The sequence below is a fragment of the Enterobacter cloacae complex sp. P40C2 genome, from assembly GCF_014930695.1.
Classification (GTDB): Bacteria; Pseudomonadota; Gammaproteobacteria; order Enterobacterales; family Enterobacteriaceae; genus Enterobacter; species Enterobacter pasteurii.
On the sequence record NZ_JADBRP010000003.1, the window covers coordinates 241,222 to 258,011 of the forward strand.

Sequence of the window (16,790 nt, forward strand, 5' to 3'; positions counted from 1 at the left end):
AAATGCCTAGCCTAAAGGAATGATATCGCCTTGCCAACCCTGTCGGCCTAAAGAACCGGTTAGCAGCAGCTCGCCCTTATCGGCGCGAACGATCAGCTGGCCTTTCTCATCCCATAGCGCGCTCCCGCCGCGCGCGTTCGCCATTAAAACGGCAATAGCGTATTTGTGTGCGAAGCGCTGTAGCGCGCTAATGGACTGCCGCCAGCGGTGATCGCCCACCGCAAGGCTGCTGGTAAACAGCGTCGCCTCCGGATCCAGCTCCGGGGCTTCACCCTGGTTATCAACAATGGCTAAGCGTTTGTCGCCTGGGATCACGCCCGCCCCGTTGCCCTGGGGATAACGGCGAATGGTCGAGAGGCTGGGGGTAAAAAGCGCGAGGCCCTTCTGGCGCTGGCCGTGTTGCTGGAGCGTTACGCCGGCAATTACCGTGATAAAGCGCGACTGCGCGGCGTGAAGGAGGGGAGCAAGCTGTAAATCGTCGGGTGGCGGAGGTAACGTTGGATCCCCGGGGCCGGTAAGCGACAGCTCCGGAAAGACGATTAAATCGCACCCTTGCCGGGCTGCTTCGTCAATGAAATGCAGGTGGTGTTTTACGTGCTCGTCTACGCAGCCGTGCCGCGGGGCATACTGGGCCGCGGCAATATTCCATCGTGACATCGTGACTTCCTTATACACTGAGTCGCTGGGATTCTAAGATTACACCTAAATTTATCAGGGTTTTCTTATCCTGCCACATAACGCGTAAGGAAGTGTAACGAGACGTTAAGCTTATTTAACTTTAGGTTCGTACGGCAGGCGCGAGAGGTTAACCGACGCGAGGCGATGCGCGATCAGGCGTTCGCGAAACCAGTCGCGAAGATGCGCGGGCTGCTCACGTTCAACCACTTCGGCCACAACGGGCATGTTGTAACGCTCTTTAAATGCAACGCCAGCGGCGGCGAGATCGACGTTGACTTTGTCCATCTCGTCCTGAGGAAGGGCGGCCAGATTAACGTTCATTTCCTTCTCCTTTTTCTGCGGCGGCAACGTTACCGCGATTATTCAACGATGACAAGGGAGCAAAGGATGATCCTCGACTCGTCTATTATACAGCGTTATTCTTTACCATTCAGGCATAACGAAAAGGAATGATTGTGATGCATCTTACCCCTTCCCGCGTCGCGTGCGCGCTGGTTTTCCTTGTATCCTCGGCAGTAACGCCCTCGGCTCTGGCCCACGCCCATCTTAAACAGCAATCCCCGCAGGCAAATACGGTCGCGGCGGCGCCGAAGTTCATCACCCTGAGCTTCTCGGAAGGCATTGAGCCAGCCTTTAGCGGGGTAGCGGTGACCGACGCGCAGCAGCAGAAGATCAAAACCGGCGCGGTGAAGCGTGACGAGAAGGACAACGCGCGGCTGATCGTTCCTCTTGAGCAGCCGCTGGCGACGGGCACTTACACGGTGGATTGGCACGTGGTTTCAGTGGACGGCCACAAAACCAGGGGCAGCTATCGCTTTAGCGTGAAATAGTATGCTGGCACTGAGCTACGTAGCGTTACGCTTTATCCATTTTTCCGCGCTGATGCTGCTCTTTGGCAACGCGTTATACAGCGTCTGGTTTGCGCCATCGTCGCTGCAGCGTCTGATGACGCAGCGTTTCCAGCTACAGCAGAAGGTCGCGGCCCTCATCGGCCTGGTGACGGCTGGGCTGATGTTTGGCCTGCAAAGCGGATTGATGGGCAACGGCTGGGGCGATGTCGTTAGCCCGGAGGTCTGGCGCAGCGTGCTGGGGACGCAGTTTGGCGGCGTCTGGCTGTGGCAAATGGTTCTGGCAGCGGTCACCGTGGGCGCAGCATGGCTGGCACCACATAAAGGCTCACGGCTGTTACTGCTTGCCATGGGACAGCTCGTGCTGCTGGCAGGGGTTGGGCATGCCGCGATGGACGCAGGCGCTCCGGGGGCGCTGCACCGTCTGAACCATGCGCTTCATCTTCTTTGTGCCGCGACCTGGCTGGGCGGTCTGGTGCCGCTGCTTTTCTGCATGCGTCTGGCAACAGGGCGCTGGCGGCCAGCGGCTATCTTTACCATGATGCGCTTCTCCCGCGTGGGGCATTACGCCGTTGCAGGCGTGCTGCTTACCGGGCTCGTAAATACGCTGTTCATCGTTGGCATTGACGTGCCGTGGCAGGCGCCTTACGTACGGCTGCTGTTGTTTAAATGTGCGCTGGTCATCATGATGGTGGCAATTGCGCTGGCGAATCGGTATTTTCTGGTGCCACGCTTTCGCCCTGAGGCCGGGCGGGAACAACAGATTTTTATCAGGATGACACAGGCAGAAGTGGTGCTGGGCGCGCTGGTGCTGGCGGCAGTCAGTCTCTTCGCAACCTGGGAACCCTTCTGACAAGGTTAATAAACATATGAAAAAGACACTGCTTTCTCTTTTACTTCTTACCAGTGCGGGCAGCGCGCTGGCCGCACCGCAGGTGATTACCGTCAGCCGTTTTGAGATGGGCAAGGATAACTGGGCGTTTAATCGCGAAGAGGTGATGCTCACCTGCCGTCCCGGCCACGCGCTGTACGTCATTAATCCCAGCACGCTGGTCCAGTATCCGTTAAATGACGTGGCAGAGCGGCAGGTAGCCAGCGGGAAAAGCAATGGTCAGCCCGTCAGCGTGATTCAGGTTGACGATCCGGCTAATCCGGGGCAAAAGAAGAGCCTGGCACCGTTTATTGCGCGCGCAGAAAAGCTCTGTTAGCCGTCAGGTTTCCAGTAAAAAAAACCGCAGGGCTTGCAAAAGCGCTGCGGTTTTTCACATTTAGTGATGCTCTGACGCTTTTTTTCAGGCCACTTTTGCTGTGGACTGGAAAACCTGACGTCGTCATCTATTCTTAAAGGGCAAGGCGACAGAGCCTGCATTAATGCCAACTTTTAGCGCACGGCTCTCTCCCAAGAGCCATTTCCCTGGACCGAATACAGGAATCGTATTCGGTCTCTTTTTATCTATTCATTTTTCAAGGATTTACCGTTCTCAACACGAACGCCCCCGAAAATTACTCGAATATTCCATATCCTGTCTAAACCATAACATACTCTGCACCGCGTGCGTCCAGGTATTTTTTGGTCATTGTTAAATTTTTGTGTCCCGGCAATCGTAATGCAAATTCTTCCCCCGCGATGTGCCGGTGAGTAAAGCATGAAGTCAAAAGGGGGCAGCCGGGTTCCTGCCAGTTACCCCTCGACGATCGCCTCCCTGAGCAAACTGCTGCCTGGAGGCAATGCTCTGCTATCGCAGGAAGCGCATGTTGTTGAATGGTAATAATAACGCATACAATGAATAAGATTTTTTATTCATGGTATTTGCGACAAAAGCCCTCTTTGTATTAAAAGATTAAAACGCAGGCCCGTATAGACAATATGACATTGCACAAAGAGGGCATATAATGACTGACGAGTGCTTATGCTCTCGTTATATATTTATATGAATTACGATAATGTAATAGGATTTATCTGATTAAACCAAAACGTTTATAGCAAATGCGGCGATAGGTTCACCGTTGTCATTATAGAATGTGCTACTGCCGCTTTTAACTACCTCGCCAGTGTTTATTACGCAATTATACCCACTAAGTATAAACGGATTAAGACGATCTCTGTCTTTTAAGAGCATGCCTGCAAAACCATCATTGTTATCGGGAGCCTTCAATAATGAGTCACCTCTTTTTCTGGCCGTAATCTCTCCGTTAATGATTTTAATAACTGATGTATCGGGGTGAGTTAAATCATGTAAAACAACCTCGATATTTTTGGGTATCGCTTTTTCCATGGCATCCATTACTGACGATATAACAGATACCAGGTTTGATAGTAGCTCGTTATTTTTATCTTCAACAAAAACAGCGTGTTGTGTGGTTGGTGATTGCATGATCATACTTTGGCTCGTAGTTTTGGCGGTAAATTAACCAGTTATAACATTTAACGTAAATTATAATTTATTTAACGTTCAACCAACTTAATCATAAAGCGCATGTAAAATGAACCTTATGATCCGTAGAGATTAATTTTAAAATTCGCAATAATCAACAAAAAAATAAAATTGAGTTGATTTTTTGACTTTTTGTTTATTTATAAAATGTTTCAACTGTAGCTATATTTAGGGAATTTGTTTGGGATTTGTTTCTTAATGGGGATGAAGGGTGCAATGGATGTTAGTAGAAGGCGCTTTTGATTTATCTGAAGTTATATCTATTATAATCTTCAATATTTTTGGTTCTAAGAGTTGGTTAACGCGGATGCGTCATTTTCAAATAACGCGACAGGAGGGAAATGAAAGCTACTTAGGCCAACCGTAAACTGGTCCTGCATCCATTTGAATAATTTTGATACAGAGCGATTATGTGCTCGTCTTATCTGGAGAACGTAAAGGTGAAACCCTGGAAATGACGTTTACAGAGGAAGGGTATTGAATTAAGACTAAAGGACTGGACATAGAGAAAACAGGAATCGAAGTCGTTTTCTTTGATCAGCATGAAAGCAAACGATATTATCCGCTTATTGCCTTCACAGGAGGTTTACGTCCTGTTTGCCTTCTTCACCATTCACCACCCGACGGGCGAAAGTCCAGTCCTTTTGGGCTGCATTGTTAAATTTTTGTGTCTATTTTGCCTCAAGCGGCAGCGGGCTAAAACCGCGAATCAACCGATGCCGCGATTTCATCGAGTAACGCGAAGCGGCGCCGGTATTCAGCGCGTTTTTTGCTGGCAATCTCCTCTAACGATTTACGTTCCATCCGCAGCGGCAGCTGCCAGCAGAATGGGGAGACCTTTTTACCGTTGAGCCCTTCCCAGAACTCGTCATAGCTGGCGTGGAAATGGCGGCCTTTGCTCAGGCGATAGCGCAGCGCGCGGAACACATGTCCTTCATCGCTGACGGCAAAAATAGCGCTGATGTTCGAGCGTGCGGCAAGCTGAAAGACTACCTCCATCAGCACGCGCTTCGGGAAAAGACCGTGGCACGCGCGGGTGGCCTCTTTAATCACCTCACGCGGCACGTTGCGACGCGGACCCTGGAGCCCACCGATCACCAGCACCGCGCGGCCGTTGCTGCGTGCGACGCAAAAGGTCAGGCTGGCGAGCAGCGTGTTGTCGCTGTCGTGCAGCCACAGCGTGCTTTCGCCTTCGCGCTCGGCTTTACCCGCGGACGAGGCATTGACGGTATACGTGACGCCGTTTTTAGCCTCAAACTGCACAACCGGCATCTCCTGCGGGCTGGTCAGGGCGTGGGCAAGGGCGGTATTTTTCAGACTATCGATCCAGTCATAGTGGCTGACGATAGCATCCGCTCTGTCGCTTGAGTTCAGGCCGCGCATCAGATACTGGCGGTGGGTTTTGCTCGGCAGCGTAATTTGAGACGCCAGCAGTTTGTCAAAGTCGTCGCGTCCGGACAGCGCCTCCAGCATGCGATGGGTGGAGGACCAGAATAAAAGCGAGCGCAACAGGAACTTTAACCGGTATTCACGTTTCTGCCATATAGGGCCAGGAACGCGTTTTCCCTTCACCAGTTCAGAAATAATATTTGTACGATGTGGGTAAAAAACATCGTTTTGCAGGTGTATGTTTGACACGTGAAAATCCCTCGTTTTATTCCGCACTATTTTAAAGGGCCGGGGATAAGGGATTAATAGCGCAGCGATCTTTATTTCCGGCTGGTTTACGATTCGTTTGGATTCGAGGCGTCTGACGTCAGCCCATGACATTTTCTGTTGCAGCTATACTTTTTACAGGAGGCGTTATGTATCGGAAAATTAGCGGGGATCGCTGGCGTCATGTCTGGGTTGTCAGCGACATTCATGGCTGCTATCAGGGGCTTATGGAGGAGCTGAAGCAGCGGCGTTTTAATCCTGACGCGGATCTGCTGATCTCGGTGGGGGATATTATCGACCGCGGGCCTGACAGCGTAAAATGTTTACAGCTAGTGCAGGAAAAATGGTTTTGCGCTGTTCGCGGCAACCACGAGCAAATGGCGCTGGATGCGCTTGAAAATAATAATATTACTCTCTGGTCGATAAATGGCGGTATTTGGTTTACCGGGCTTAAGGGTGACGAGCAAAAACAGGCGATGGCTTTACTCGACGCGTGTCGGGCCTTACCGCACGTCATTGAAATAACCTGCGCAAACGGGCTGAACGTTGTCGCCCATGCGGATTATCCGTCAGCCGAATATGTCTGGAACAGGCCGGTGGATGCGCAGCGCGTGCTGTGGGATCGAGATCGCTTAACGGGGCTGATGGCGGGTAAAGGGCAGGGCATCAGCGGCGCGGATCACTTCTGGTTCGGGCATACGCCTTTAGACAAACGATATGATTTTAACAATCTGCACTATATCGATACGGGGGCGGTTTTTGGAGGCTTTCTGACGCTGGTGCAGCTTCAGTAATAAATAACCCGCCTTCGGGCGGGTTCTCTTTGGGTCACGCAAGACGCAGGACCCAGGCATCGGTTTTACTGTCGTAATGCTCACGGTACAGAACGGAATGTTCCCCATCAAGAATAGCCGGGACGCTGGTATCCGCGTCCCAGGCATCCAGCTGCATGCACAAATCCGGATCGGATTTGCAGGGAATACTTAACGTTCGATCGCCTTGTGCTTCGCCGCGCAGTTCAGCGTCGTCGATTTCAAAAGCGCCAATGCGTACGCTGGTTTTCGTCATAATGCTCTCCGGTTCGTTGCCCAAAATCTGGTATGACCAGTACAGCCACCCATCTTTGAGCCTAGACAAGGAGAGCGAAATCGCCAGTAAAAAAATGCGTTTTTTTCAGGCGGTGCGGCTGTTACCGGTAAACAGGCGGCCATCGCGTACCAATTCACGCGGATAGCTGTTTTTTAGCCGCGAGCCAACTTTTTTTGCCAGCCCCAGCGGATAGCCCTGATACGTCACGATAACTTCATCCTGCGCCGGGCCGTTTTCCGGATAAACGTCACGGCCGCGATACCACTCTTCCGCTTCCTGATGCGTCAGGGCGAAGGTGTTTTCACGACCGGCCAGCGCAATAACCGCTTCATGCTGCCAGCGGTAGCCCTTGTTGTGGATTTCCGCGAGGCGAATACCGAGGCGGGAGAAGCGCACCTTACCAATCAGCGGTTCGATATTCGCAGGGAACAGCCACAGCTCTTTGTCGCGCATCCAGAGGCGCAGGCTCTCATCCCAGCGCAGGCCCACTTTGCCGGCAGCCGCCTCTGCCTGCGCCGCATCTCGTCCTTTGACCGGGGAGAACGGGAAGTTGCCGACCTTAAACTTAGGGGCAGGGAGAGGGGCAACGGCGCATGTTTTGCGCAGACGCGCGACGAAGAAGCCTTCGCAGTCGTAAATCTGCGGGAAGACGTGCAGGAAGCCTTCAGGCGTGGCGGCCGCATTGGCCGAATCGAAGAGGGCGTCCAGCGGGAGAAACTCGACGGCATCCGCATAGCGTTGCTTCAGCCACAGGCAGACGTCCTCGTTTTCATCGCGGTTCAGCGTGCAGGTGGAGTAAACCAGCGTCCCGCCGGGGCGCAGGGCATGAAAGGCGCTGTCGATCAGTTCACGCTGCGTGGCGGCGATCTCCAGGTTGCTTTCAACGGACCAGTTTTTTAACGCATCGGGATCTTTACGCACCACGCCTTCGCCGGAGCAGGGGGCGTCCAGCAGGATGGCGTCAAAGGCCTCCGGCAGAGCGGCCCCAAACACGCGTCCGTCGAAGTGCGTCAGTGCCACGTTGTGGATCCCGCAGCGGCTGATATTGGCATGCAGGACTTTGACGCGGCTGGCTGAAAATTCGTTGGCGAGGATGGCGCCGCGGTTGTGCATCCGGGCGGCAATCTGGGTGGTTTTAGAGCCGGGCGCCGCGGCGACGTCCATTACCCGCTCAGGCTGATTGTCATCGGCAAACAGCGCGGCAACCGGCAGCATGGAGCTGGCTTCCTGAATATAAAACAGCCCGCTCAGGTGTTCGGCGGTGCTGCCGAGCGGCAGGCTCTCTTCATCATCCCGCTCGATCCAGAAACCCTCTTCACACCACGGGACCGGCGTTAGCTGCCAGCCGTAGGGGGAGACAAGATCCAGAAACGCCTCGACGCTGATTTTGAGCGTATTGACGCGAATGCTCCGGCGCAAGGGGCGCTGGCAGGCAGCGATAAAATCATCAAAAGAGAGATGAGCGGGAAGCGCCTCGCGCATCTGCGCCAGGAACTGTTCAGGAAGAAATACGGAGTTTTGAGCCACGGGCACACCACAGGGAAACATTCAGGCGAGCAGTGTAGCATAAAGGCTCCGGCGCGTTGACACCGGAGCCTGTGAGATTAACGCGGCAGCGCCGTTCCCCATTCACGCCACTCTTTCGGTTCACTTTCCAGCAGCAGGAAGTGTTTACCCGCCTGCGCCTTAGGTGCCAGAGGCGTGCCCGGCGGCGTGGCAAAGGCAATGCCCCCGCGAATGAACTGGTTGAAGGTGCCGGTTTTCACCACCCCGCCGGTGAGGCCGAAGTCCAGCGAGTAGCCTGAAGCCAGCCAGAACACCGAGTTGTTGCGCACCAGGTGCTGATAACGCTGGCTGATGCGCAGGCCGACCATCACGCGGTCGGACAGGTTCCCCAGCGTCAGGCTCGTTACCGTTCCCACCTCGATACCGCGGAACAGCACCGGCGTGCCAATGCCCAGCGAACCCGCCTCCGGCACTTCAACCACAATGCTCAGGCCGTCCAGGTAACGGGAATCGGTAATGGTCGCTTCCTGCAGTTCAAATTCGCGACGCGTATTGCCGCGACCCGGTTCAACGTTGATGTACGGCTGGAGAATGGTGTCGAGGTGCTCAACGCCGGCGGCAGAGATTTGCGGCGTAACCACCGAGAAGCGCGAGCCTGCACGGGCAAACGTCTGCACGTATTCCGGATAAAGCACGGCGGTGGCCTGGACTTCGTTGCGCGCGGTGATCAGCTTCAGCTTCTGCACCTGCCCGATATCGATGCCCAGATAGCGGATTGGCATCCCTTCCGCCAGCTTGCCGGCATCAAAGGTGTGCAGCGTGATCTGCCCGCCGACGGCGCGCGCAGCGGTTTCTGACGAGAAGAGGATCCGCTTGTCGCCTTTACGCATATTGCCGCCCGCGCCGCTCAGGTTATCAAAGCTGATAGCCCCGCGCAGGGCACGAGAGAGGGGAGAGGCCTGCACGGTCAGGCCGCTGCCGTTGAGCTGTACCTTCGCGCCGCCCTCTGCCCAGAACACGCTGTTTGGCGTGAGCAGCTTGCGGTATTCCGGCTTAATGTGCAGTTCGATATCAAACGCGTCCGCGCGAGGGCGAACGGTGATCACTTCCCCGACCTCAAATTTACGATACAGCACGACCGAGCCCGCCTGTACGTCCGGCAGCGTTTCAGCGCTCAGGGTCAGGGTGGTGGTCGGCAGGTCGCCCAGGCTGTTTTCGATTGCCTTATCCAGATTGGCAAACAGCGGATAGCTTTCGCGCAGCGCGCCTTTGCTGCCCGGCAGAATGCGGATCCCGCCGTTTACCCACTCGCTGGCGCTGGCTCCCAGGAACTCAACGCCGTCCAGGCCCACCTTCACGTCGACGCGGCTGTTAACCACGAATTTGCTGTCGCCGTGAACCAGGTTGCCGTACTGCGGATCGATGGCGGCGGAGAAGGAGACCCCTTTTTCCGACAGCTTGCGCTCCAGAACCTGGCCTACCTGCACGCCGTGCAGGATCAGCGGTTGCCCGGCCTCGATACCATAGCTCTCCGGGGCGTTAAGCGTTACGGTCTGCACGCCTGGCTTTTGCAGCAGGGCTTTATCCGCCGGCGCGATAACAAAGCTTTTGTTCGGAGGACCTTCACCCGGGATCAGCTCGAAGGTACTGCCCGTCAGCAGGGTGCTGATGCTGGCGTCGCTGAGCGACAGCTTCGGATTACGCAGCTCAATGCGCGTTTTTTCGCGCAGGAGATCGACCACGCTTGGATCCACGGTCATTTCACCGGTAACGGAGCCGCCCGCGTTGAGGGTTAATTTTGTCAGCTGACCGACCTCTAACCCCTGGTACATGAGCGGAGTCGAGCCGGCCTTCAGCCCTTTAGCATCCGGCAGGGTCAGCTTGACGATAACGCCGCGCTGGCTGTGCGCCAGGTCCGCGTACAGGCCAAACGTATCTTCTGCGGCGGCCGGGCTTGAGCCTTCCGGGGAATCAAAGGCGATAGCGCCATTTACCAGCGCCGCCAGGCTTTCGAGCTTCACCTTCGCACCGCTCAGGCTCAGGTCGGCATCAACGCCCGAAACGTTCCAGAAGCGGCTGCCTTTTTTCACCAGGCTGGTAAAGCGCCGCTCAATGAGCACGTCAATGGTCACGCCATCTTTGTTTGGGTTGATGGCGTAATCGTAGACGCGGCCGACCGGAATTTTACGGAAATAGACCAGTGAGCCGCTGTTCAGGGAGCCTAGATCCGGCGCGCGGAGATGAATCATCAAATCCCCGTTATTGAGCCGGTATTTCGGCTGCGTATCCAGCGCAACAAAGTGATCCTGGGGCTCACCTTTGCCGGGCATCATGCCGATATAGTTACCGCCAACGAGGGCATCCAGCCCCGAAACGCCGGCCAGAGAGGCTTTAGGCGTCACCAGCCAGAACTGCGTTTCGGCGCGCAGGGCGTCCTGCATGTCGGACTTAATGCTTGCCCGTACCTGGATTTTGTTCAGTCCTTTGCCCAGGGAAATATCCTGTACGGTCCCCACTTCCACCCCCTGGAAGCGAACGGGAGTCCGTCCGGCGACAATGCCGTCCGCAGACTGGAAGTCAATGGTGATGGTGCTTCCGCGATCTTCATAGCTCGTCCAGATAAGCCAGCCTGCAATCAGCAGCGCGATGACAGGCAGTAGCCAGAATGGCGAAATGCGGCGTTTTGTTTTAATTCTCGCTTCAGTCGGCGAAGCGGGCGTTTCCTGACTCATGTGCGTCCCAAAGTAAGCGGCTGTCCAGCCATTCCACTGCAAGAATAGTCAATATCACCGCAGAGCCGAAATAAAAAGCTGCGGGTCCCATGGTAAAAGCAAGTAGCTGATCGCGATTAATGAGCGACATCATTAACGAAATCACGAACAGATCCAACATCGACCAGCGACCTATCCAGGTCACGAATCGCAGAAGCAGGATGCGGGTGCGAAGTCCTTGTTCGCACTTAAAGTGGATGCTGATGAGCAGCGTGAACATCACCACCACTTTAGTAAACGGCACCAGGATACTGGCGATAAAAACGATGGCGGCAACCCCCACGTTGCTGTGTGCAAGGGAGATAATCCCGGAAAGGATCGTGTCTTCCTGGCGGGCGCCGTTTACGTATATCACGGAGATCGGCAGCATGTTTGCCGGGAATAAAAATACCAGGGAAGCGATTAAGGCCGCCCAGCATTTTTGCAGGCTATTGTTGCGCCGTAATCTTAACGGTATATGGCAGCGCGGGCACCGTCCACGCCCATCCGGCAGGCCGGTGTAGTGGCATCCCAGGCAGACGCGCAGGTTTTCATCTGGCCGGGTGGCAGGGCGCTGGGGGTAAAATCGCTCCCAGAGCTGTTCAACGTTCAGATGAATCATGGTCAGAATGCTCAGCAGGACCAGCGAAATAAACGCGAAAAGGCCAATGCCGGGCTGCAAAAACGCATAGTCCTGCACCTTGATGGAGGCGACGCCGACGCCGACCAGATAGATATCCAGCATCACCCACTCCTTGAGCTTGTCCAGCATGAGCAGGACCGGGCGCAGGTTCATCCCCAGGATGTTGCCAAACCACAGGTAGGCAATCGCCGCGACCAGCACCAGCGGCGCGCCGACGACGCAGAACAGCACCATCGCGCCGGTGAGCGGATCGCCCTCGCGCGTCATCTGCCAGATCCCCTGCAGTACGTTGGCGTCGATTCGCACGCCCAGGAGATAGAGCTTCAGCAGCGGCTCGGTCCAGGCGAAGGGCATCAGCAGCAGCATCGTCACCGCCATTGCCGCCAGACGCGTTAATGACCAGTCTCGTCCGTCGCGGATTTTGGCATCGCAGCGCGGGCAAAAGGCGCTTTGATGCGATTTCATCTTCGGCAACATAAAAAGCGTATCGCACTGGGGGCAACGCTGATAATGTGCACGAGGCAAAGGCTGGCTTACCGTATGGACAACGATCTTGCTTGTCGGCGTAATTTTGGGTGTTTTTATGGCCATGAGTCGCGCGCAGATTAGTAATGTTGAAAGTTATAATAACTCATGAACGGATTCATCTTGAGCATGAGCGCATTTAATGCTTATTTTAATAGGCTATGCGGTAAATATGTAAGATAACTAAGTGATTGAATAATGAACAAAACAGAATTCTACGCGGATCTGAATCGCGATTTTAAGGCATTAATGGCGGGGGAAACCAGTTTCTTAGCCACTCTGGCAAATACCAGCGCGTTACTGTTCGAACGCCTTTCAGACGTGAACTGGGCGGGCTTTTACCTGCTTGAAGGTGAAACGCTGGTGCTTGGGCCTTTCCAGGGCAAGCTTGCCTGCGTGCGCATTCCGGTAGGGCGCGGCGTATGCGGTACCGCGGTGGCAACCCGTCAGGTTCAGCGCGTTGAAGATGTCCACGCGTTTGATGGGCATATCGCCTGCGATGCCTCCAGCAATTCAGAGATCGTTCTGCCGCTGGTGGTCAAAAATCAGATTATTGGCGTTCTGGATATCGACAGTACGGTCTTCAGCCGCTTTACTGCCGAGGACGAACAGGGGCTGCGCGAGCTGGCGGCGAACCTGGAAAATGTTCTGGCAGCAACCGATTATCATAAATTCTTTGCGAGCGTCGCAGGATAATCAACGGATAACGTAGCATTTACTGATAGCGTCATTATAATGTCGCCTGTTCATGCCTGCGCTTGTTGGCAACGTCCGTTGTAATCAGGAAATTTCATGGAAAATCAACCTAAGTTGAATAGCAGTAAAGAAGTTATCGCATTTCTGGCCGAGCGTTTCCCGCAGTGCTTCAGCGCTGAAGGTGAAGCGCGTCCTCTGAAAGTCGGTATCTTTCAGGATCTGGTCGCGCGCGTTGAGGGCGAAATGAACCTCAGCAAAACGCAGCTTCGTTCTGCCTTACGCCTTTATACCTCAAGCTGGCGTTACCTGTACGGTATCAAGCCGGGCGCGACCCGTGTCGACCTTGACGGCAACCCGTGCGGTGAGCTGGATGAGCAGCACGTAGAGCACGCACGCAAGCAGCTTGAAGAAGCCAAAGCTCGCGTGCAGGCACAGCGTGCGGAGCAGCAGGCGAAAAAACGCGAAGCCGCAGCGGCAAACGGTCAGGAAGACGCCCCTCGTCGCGAGCGCAAACCACGCCCGGCACCGCGTCGTTCTGAAAATAACGATCGCAAACCGCGTGCTGACAAACCAGCAGCTAAAGCCCCACGTGCGCCGCGCGAAGAGCCGCGCCACACCCCGGTTTCTGACATCAACGCGCTGAGCGTGGGTCAGGCGCTGAAGGTGAAAGCGGGTAACAACGCGATGGACGCCACCGTACTGGAAATCACCAAAGATGGCGTTCGTGTACAGCTGACTTCTGGTATGTCAATGATTGTACGCGCAGAACACTTGTTGTTCTGAAACGGAGGCCGAGCCTGGCATGAACACTTTTTTTAAGCTCACCGCGCTGGCTGGCCTGTTTGCTATAACAGGCCACGCTTTCGCTGTGGACGATATTACGCGTGTTGATCAAATTCCTGTTCTCAAGGAAGAGACGCAGCACGCGACGGTGAGTGAGCGCGTGACGTCGCGCTTTACTCGTTCGCACTATCGTCAGTTCGATCTCGATCAGGCCTTCTCGGCCAAAATCTTTGACCGTTATCTGAACTTGCTGGATTACAGCCACAACGTACTGCTGGCCAGCGATGTCGAACAGTTCGCTAAACGCAAATCCGAAGTGGGTGATGAGCTGCGCTCCGGAAAGCTGGATCTGTTCTACGATCTGTACAATTTATCGCAAAAGCGCCGTTTTGAACGTTATCAATACGCGCTGAAGGTGCTGGAACGTCCGATGGACTTTACCGGCAACGACACCTTTAATCTGGACCGTAGCAAAGCGCCATGGCCGAAAGACGAGGCCGAACTGAACGCGCTGTGGGACGCAAAGGTTAAGTACGACGAACTGAGCCTCAAGCTCACGGGTAAAGACGAGAAAGAGATTCGTGAGACGCTAAACCGTCGCTACAAATTTGCCATCCGTCGCCTGGCGCAGACCAACAGTGAAGATGTCTTCTCGCTGGCGATGACCGCGTTTGCCCATGAAATTGACCCGCACACTAATTACCTCTCTCCGCGTAACACCGAACAGTTCAATACCGAAATGAGCCTGTCTCTGGAAGGTATTGGTGCGGTGCTCCAGATGGACGATGACTACACCGTAATCAACTCCATGGTGGCCGGCGGTCCTGCATCCAAAAGCAAAGCGATCAGCGTTGGTGACCGCATTGTGGGCGTCGGTCAGAGCGGCCAGAGCATGGTAGACGTGATCGGCTGGCGTCTCGACGACGTGGTTGCGCTGATTAAAGGGCCAAAGGGCAGCAAAGTTCGCCTGGAAATTCTCCCTGCCGGTAAGGGGACCAAGACCCGAATCATTACCCTGACCCGCGAGCGTATCCGCCTGGAAGATCGCGCGGTGAAAATGTCGGTGAAAACCGTCGGTAAAGAGAAGGTTGGCGTTCTTGATATCCCTGGCTTCTATGTTGGCCTGACCGACGATGTGAAGGTGCAGTTGCAGAAGCTCGAGAAGCAAAACGTCAGCAGCGTGATCATCGATCTGCGCAGCAACGGCGGCGGCGCCCTGACCGAAGCGGTCTCGCTGTCCGGTCTGTTTATCCCGTCCGGCCCGGTGGTGCAGGTGCGTGATAACAACGGTAAGGTGCGTGAAGATGCCGACACCGACGGCGTGGTCTACTACAAAGGCCCGCTGGTGGTACTGGTCGACCGCTTCAGCGCGTCTGCATCCGAAATCTTTGCTGCTGCGATGCAGGACTATGGCCGTGCGCTAATCGTCGGTGAACCGACCTTTGGTAAAGGCACCGTTCAGCAGTACCGCTCTCTGAACCGTATCTACGACCAGATGCTGCGCCCGGAATGGCCTGCGCTGGGTTCCGTACAGTACACCATTCAGAAATTCTACCGCGTGAACGGCGGGAGTACGCAGCGTAAGGGCGTTACGCCGGATATCCTGATGCCGACAGGTACCGAAGAGACGGAAACGGGCGAGAAGTTTGAAGATAATGCGCTGCCGTGGGACAGCATTGATGCCGCGACATTCGTGAAGTCGGGTGATATGAAACAGTTCGGACCGGAACTGTTGAAAAATCATAACGACCGCATCGTGAAAGATCCGGAATTCCAGTACATCATGAAGGACATCGCGCGTTTCAATGCCCTGAAAGCGAAACGGAACATTGTCTCTCTTAACTTCGCTCAGCGTGAGAAAGAGAACAACGAAGATGATGCAACGCGTCTGGCGCGTATTAACGATCGCTTCAAACGTGAAGGCAAGCCGCTGCTCAAGAAGCTGGACGATCTGCCTAAAGATTACCAGGAGCCGGATCCGTACCTCGACGAGACGGTGCATATCGCGCTCGACCTGGCGAATCTGGAAAAAGAGAAGCCTGCCGTGCAACCCGCTCCGGCAAAATAATCCCCCAACAGGCACAAGCGATTGTGCCTGTTTCTTTTTGTTCCGCACTCTCCCGTCAAGCAGATTTCCAATTGTGTAAAGTTGTGTCTTTCTGGTGACTTACGCCGCCTGGATGCTTGAAAATAGCCGGAATACCCATACGATGTGGGTAATCGCATAGTGCGTTTTGTTAAACTGAGGTTAAAAGAATATTATGATGCGAATCGCGCTCTTCCTGCTCACCAACCTGGCGGTAATGGTGGTTTTCGGGCTGGTGCTAAGCCTGACGGGAATTCAGTCGAGCAGCGTTCAGGGTCTGTTGATTATGGCGCTGCTGTTTGGTTTTGGTGGCTCCTTCATTTCACTGCTGATGTCGAAGTGGATGGCGCTGAAATCCGTGGGCGGTGAAGTTATTGAGCAGCCGCGTAACGATATGGAACAGTGGCTGATGAGCACGGTTGCTCAGCAGTCAAAGCAGGCGGGCATTGCCATGCCGCAGGTGGCAATTTACCACGCGCCGGATATCAACGCCTTCGCCACCGGCGCGCGTCGTGACGCCTCTCTGGTGGCCGTCAGTACCGGTCTGCTGCAAAACATGAGCCGCGACGAAGCGGAAGCGGTTATTGCCCACGAGATCAGCCACATTGCCAACGGTGATATGGTCACCATGACCCTGATCCAGGGCGTAGTGAACACCTTCGTTATCTTCATCTCCCGTATTCTGGCGCAGATCGCCGCCGGGTTTATGGGGGGCAACCGTGACGAGGGTGAAGAGAGCAACGGTAACCCGCTGATCTATTTTGCGGTTTCAATGGTGCTGGAGCTGGTGTTTGGCATTCTGGCAAGCATCATTACCATGTGGTTCTCCCGCCACCGCGAGTTCCATGCGGATGCCGGCTCAGCGAAGCTGGTAGGTCGTGAGAAGATGATTGCCGCGCTGCAGCGTCTGAAAACCAGCTACGAGCCGCAGGAAGCGAACAGCATGATGGCTTTCTGCATCAACGGCAAATCGAAATCGCTGAGTGAGCTGTTTATGTCTCACCCGCCGCTGGATAAACGCATTGAAGCGCTGCGCAGCGGTGAATACCTGAAGTAACGCTATAGGGTTGAAAAAAGCCGGGCAGGAGACTCTCT

The 16,790-nt window shown here is 54.7% G+C and carries 16 protein-coding genes; 8 read left to right on the forward strand and 8 right to left on the reverse strand.

The genetic code is table 11. The features are described 5' to 3' along the window. Positions 1-6 precede the first annotated feature (6 nt). Complete coding sequence (locus tag IM304_RS08845) at positions 7-657, reverse strand: carbon-nitrogen hydrolase family protein (RefSeq protein WP_193354643.1); 651 nt, start codon at positions 655-657, stop codon at positions 7-9. 111 nt (positions 658-768) lie between these two features. Further along, positions 769-999 carry a DNA polymerase III subunit theta gene (locus IM304_RS08850; protein WP_003859784.1) on the reverse strand — a complete coding sequence of 77 codons (231 nt, stop codon included), beginning with the start codon at positions 997-999 and terminating at the stop codon, positions 769-771. Positions 1,000-1,136: 137 nt separating this feature from the next. Here IM304_RS08850 and yobA point away from each other — a divergent pair, with 137 nt between their 5' ends. From yobA to IM304_RS08865, 3 genes are read left to right on the forward strand one after another with little or no spacing between them, the layout of a single operon-like run. Further along, a complete protein-coding gene (yobA, locus tag IM304_RS08855) occupies positions 1,137-1,508 on the forward strand; it encodes a CopC domain-containing protein YobA (protein WP_193354722.1) in 372 nt (123 codons plus the stop codon). A 1-nt stretch (position 1,509) separates the two neighbouring features. Continuing rightward, positions 1,510-2,379 carry a copper homeostasis membrane protein CopD gene (gene copD / locus IM304_RS08860; RefSeq protein ID WP_193354642.1) on the forward strand — a complete coding sequence of 290 codons (870 nt, stop codon included), beginning with the start codon at positions 1,510-1,512 and terminating at the stop codon, positions 2,377-2,379. Between the two features lie 16 nt (positions 2,380-2,395). After that, on the forward strand, positions 2,396-2,734 hold the full coding sequence (locus IM304_RS08865; protein ID WP_176610045.1) for a YebY family protein: 339 nt from the start codon (positions 2,396-2,398) through the stop codon (positions 2,732-2,734). A 756-nt stretch (positions 2,735-3,490) separates the two neighbouring features. Here the strand turns inward: IM304_RS08865 and IM304_RS08870 are convergent. Together IM304_RS08870 and IM304_RS08875 are read right to left on the reverse strand one after the other, a co-directional pair. Then, positions 3,491-3,901 (reverse strand): PAS domain-containing protein, encoded by a 411-nt coding sequence (locus IM304_RS08870; RefSeq protein ID WP_193354641.1) that lies wholly within the window; start codon positions 3,899-3,901, stop codon positions 3,491-3,493. Positions 3,902-4,657: 756 nt separating this feature from the next. Continuing rightward, positions 4,658-5,599, reverse strand: a complete 942-nt coding sequence (locus tag IM304_RS08875; RefSeq protein WP_193354640.1) for a VirK/YbjX family protein — start codon at positions 5,597-5,599, stop codon at positions 4,658-4,660. A 167-nt stretch (positions 5,600-5,766) separates the two neighbouring features. Between IM304_RS08875 and pphA the strand changes: the two genes are divergently transcribed. Continuing rightward, positions 5,767-6,411 (forward strand): protein-serine/threonine phosphatase, encoded by a 645-nt coding sequence (pphA, locus tag IM304_RS08880; RefSeq protein WP_193354639.1) that lies wholly within the window; start codon positions 5,767-5,769, stop codon positions 6,409-6,411. Positions 6,412-6,445: 34 nt separating this feature from the next. On the opposite strand, the gene IM304_RS08885 is transcribed toward pphA, so the two are convergent. The 4 genes from IM304_RS08885 to yebS all read right to left on the reverse strand — a co-directional run bounded on the left by IM304_RS08885 (position 6,446) and on the right by yebS (position 12,196). Next, a complete protein-coding gene (locus IM304_RS08885; protein ID WP_006176013.1) occupies positions 6,446-6,685 on the reverse strand; it encodes a YebV family protein in 240 nt (79 codons plus the stop codon). A gap of 105 nt (positions 6,686-6,790) precedes the next feature. Then, positions 6,791-8,239: a 16S rRNA (cytosine(1407)-C(5))-methyltransferase RsmF gene (rsmF, locus tag IM304_RS08890; RefSeq protein WP_322091059.1), complete on the reverse strand. Its 1,449-nt coding sequence runs from the start codon at positions 8,237-8,239 to the stop codon at positions 6,791-6,793. 71 nt (positions 8,240-8,310) lie between these two features. Further along, a complete protein-coding gene (locus tag IM304_RS08895) occupies positions 8,311-10,944 on the reverse strand; it encodes a PqiB family protein (RefSeq protein ID WP_193354635.1) in 2,634 nt (877 codons plus the stop codon). Then, the gene (gene yebS / locus IM304_RS08900) at positions 10,913-12,196 is read right to left on the reverse strand and encodes a membrane integrity lipid transport subunit YebS (RefSeq protein ID WP_148418053.1); all 1,284 of its coding nucleotides are present in this window, start codon (positions 12,194-12,196) and stop codon (positions 10,913-10,915) included. The genes IM304_RS08895 and yebS overlap by 32 nt, the downstream gene beginning before the upstream one ends. A gap of 132 nt (positions 12,197-12,328) precedes the next feature. Between yebS and IM304_RS08905 the strand changes: the two genes are divergently transcribed. The 4 genes from IM304_RS08905 (at position 12,329) to htpX (ending at position 16,752) form a co-directional block, all read left to right on the forward strand. After that, entirely contained in the window at positions 12,329-12,826 is a 498-nt protein-coding gene (locus IM304_RS08905; RefSeq protein WP_176610052.1) for a GAF domain-containing protein, read from the forward strand. A gap of 96 nt (positions 12,827-12,922) precedes the next feature. Next, positions 12,923-13,609: an RNA chaperone ProQ gene (proQ, locus tag IM304_RS08910; protein WP_176610053.1), complete on the forward strand. Its 687-nt coding sequence runs from the start codon at positions 12,923-12,925 to the stop codon at positions 13,607-13,609. 19 nt (positions 13,610-13,628) lie between these two features. Beyond that, positions 13,629-15,677 carry a carboxy terminal-processing peptidase gene (gene prc, locus IM304_RS08915; RefSeq protein WP_193354633.1) on the forward strand — a complete coding sequence of 683 codons (2,049 nt, stop codon included), beginning with the start codon at positions 13,629-13,631 and terminating at the stop codon, positions 15,675-15,677. 193 nt (positions 15,678-15,870) lie between these two features. Continuing rightward, entirely contained in the window at positions 15,871-16,752 is an 882-nt protein-coding gene (gene htpX, locus IM304_RS08920; protein WP_003859899.1) for a protease HtpX, read from the forward strand. The last annotated feature ends 38 nt before the right edge of the window (positions 16,753-16,790 follow it).

What these genes read in the sequence shown, in the direction of transcription:
- IM304_RS08895 (WP_193354635.1), bottom strand. Translation starts at nt 10,944, where the DNA reads ATGAGTCAGGAAACGCCCGCTTCGCCGACTGAAGCGAGAATTAAAACA.
- IM304_RS08865 (WP_176610045.1), top strand. Translation starts at nt 2,396, where the DNA reads ATGAAAAAGACACTGCTTTCTCTTTTACTTCTTACCAGTGCGGGCAGC.
- proQ (WP_176610053.1), top strand. Translation starts at nt 12,923, where the DNA reads ATGGAAAATCAACCTAAGTTGAATAGCAGTAAAGAAGTTATCGCATTT.
- yebS (WP_148418053.1), bottom strand. Translation starts at nt 12,196, where the DNA reads ATGGCCATAAAAACACCCAAAATTACGCCGACAAGCAAGATCGTTGTC.
- IM304_RS08845 (WP_193354643.1), bottom strand. Translation starts at nt 657, where the DNA reads ATGTCACGATGGAATATTGCCGCGGCCCAGTATGCCCCGCGGCACGGC.
- yobA (WP_193354722.1), top strand. Translation starts at nt 1,137, where the DNA reads ATGCATCTTACCCCTTCCCGCGTCGCGTGCGCGCTGGTTTTCCTTGTA.
- pphA (WP_193354639.1), top strand. Translation starts at nt 5,767, where the DNA reads ATGTATCGGAAAATTAGCGGGGATCGCTGGCGTCATGTCTGGGTTGTC.
- copD (WP_193354642.1), top strand. Translation starts at nt 1,510, where the DNA reads ATGCTGGCACTGAGCTACGTAGCGTTACGCTTTATCCATTTTTCCGCG.
- IM304_RS08885 (WP_006176013.1), bottom strand. Translation starts at nt 6,685, where the DNA reads ATGACGAAAACCAGCGTACGCATTGGCGCTTTTGAAATCGACGACGCT.
- htpX (WP_003859899.1), top strand. Translation starts at nt 15,871, where the DNA reads ATGATGCGAATCGCGCTCTTCCTGCTCACCAACCTGGCGGTAATGGTG.
- prc (WP_193354633.1), top strand. Translation starts at nt 13,629, where the DNA reads ATGAACACTTTTTTTAAGCTCACCGCGCTGGCTGGCCTGTTTGCTATA.
- IM304_RS08870 (WP_193354641.1), bottom strand. Translation starts at nt 3,901, where the DNA reads ATGCAATCACCAACCACACAACACGCTGTTTTTGTTGAAGATAAAAAT.
- IM304_RS08850 (WP_003859784.1), bottom strand. Translation starts at nt 999, where the DNA reads ATGAACGTTAATCTGGCCGCCCTTCCTCAGGACGAGATGGACAAAGTC.
- IM304_RS08905 (WP_176610052.1), top strand. Translation starts at nt 12,329, where the DNA reads ATGAACAAAACAGAATTCTACGCGGATCTGAATCGCGATTTTAAGGCA.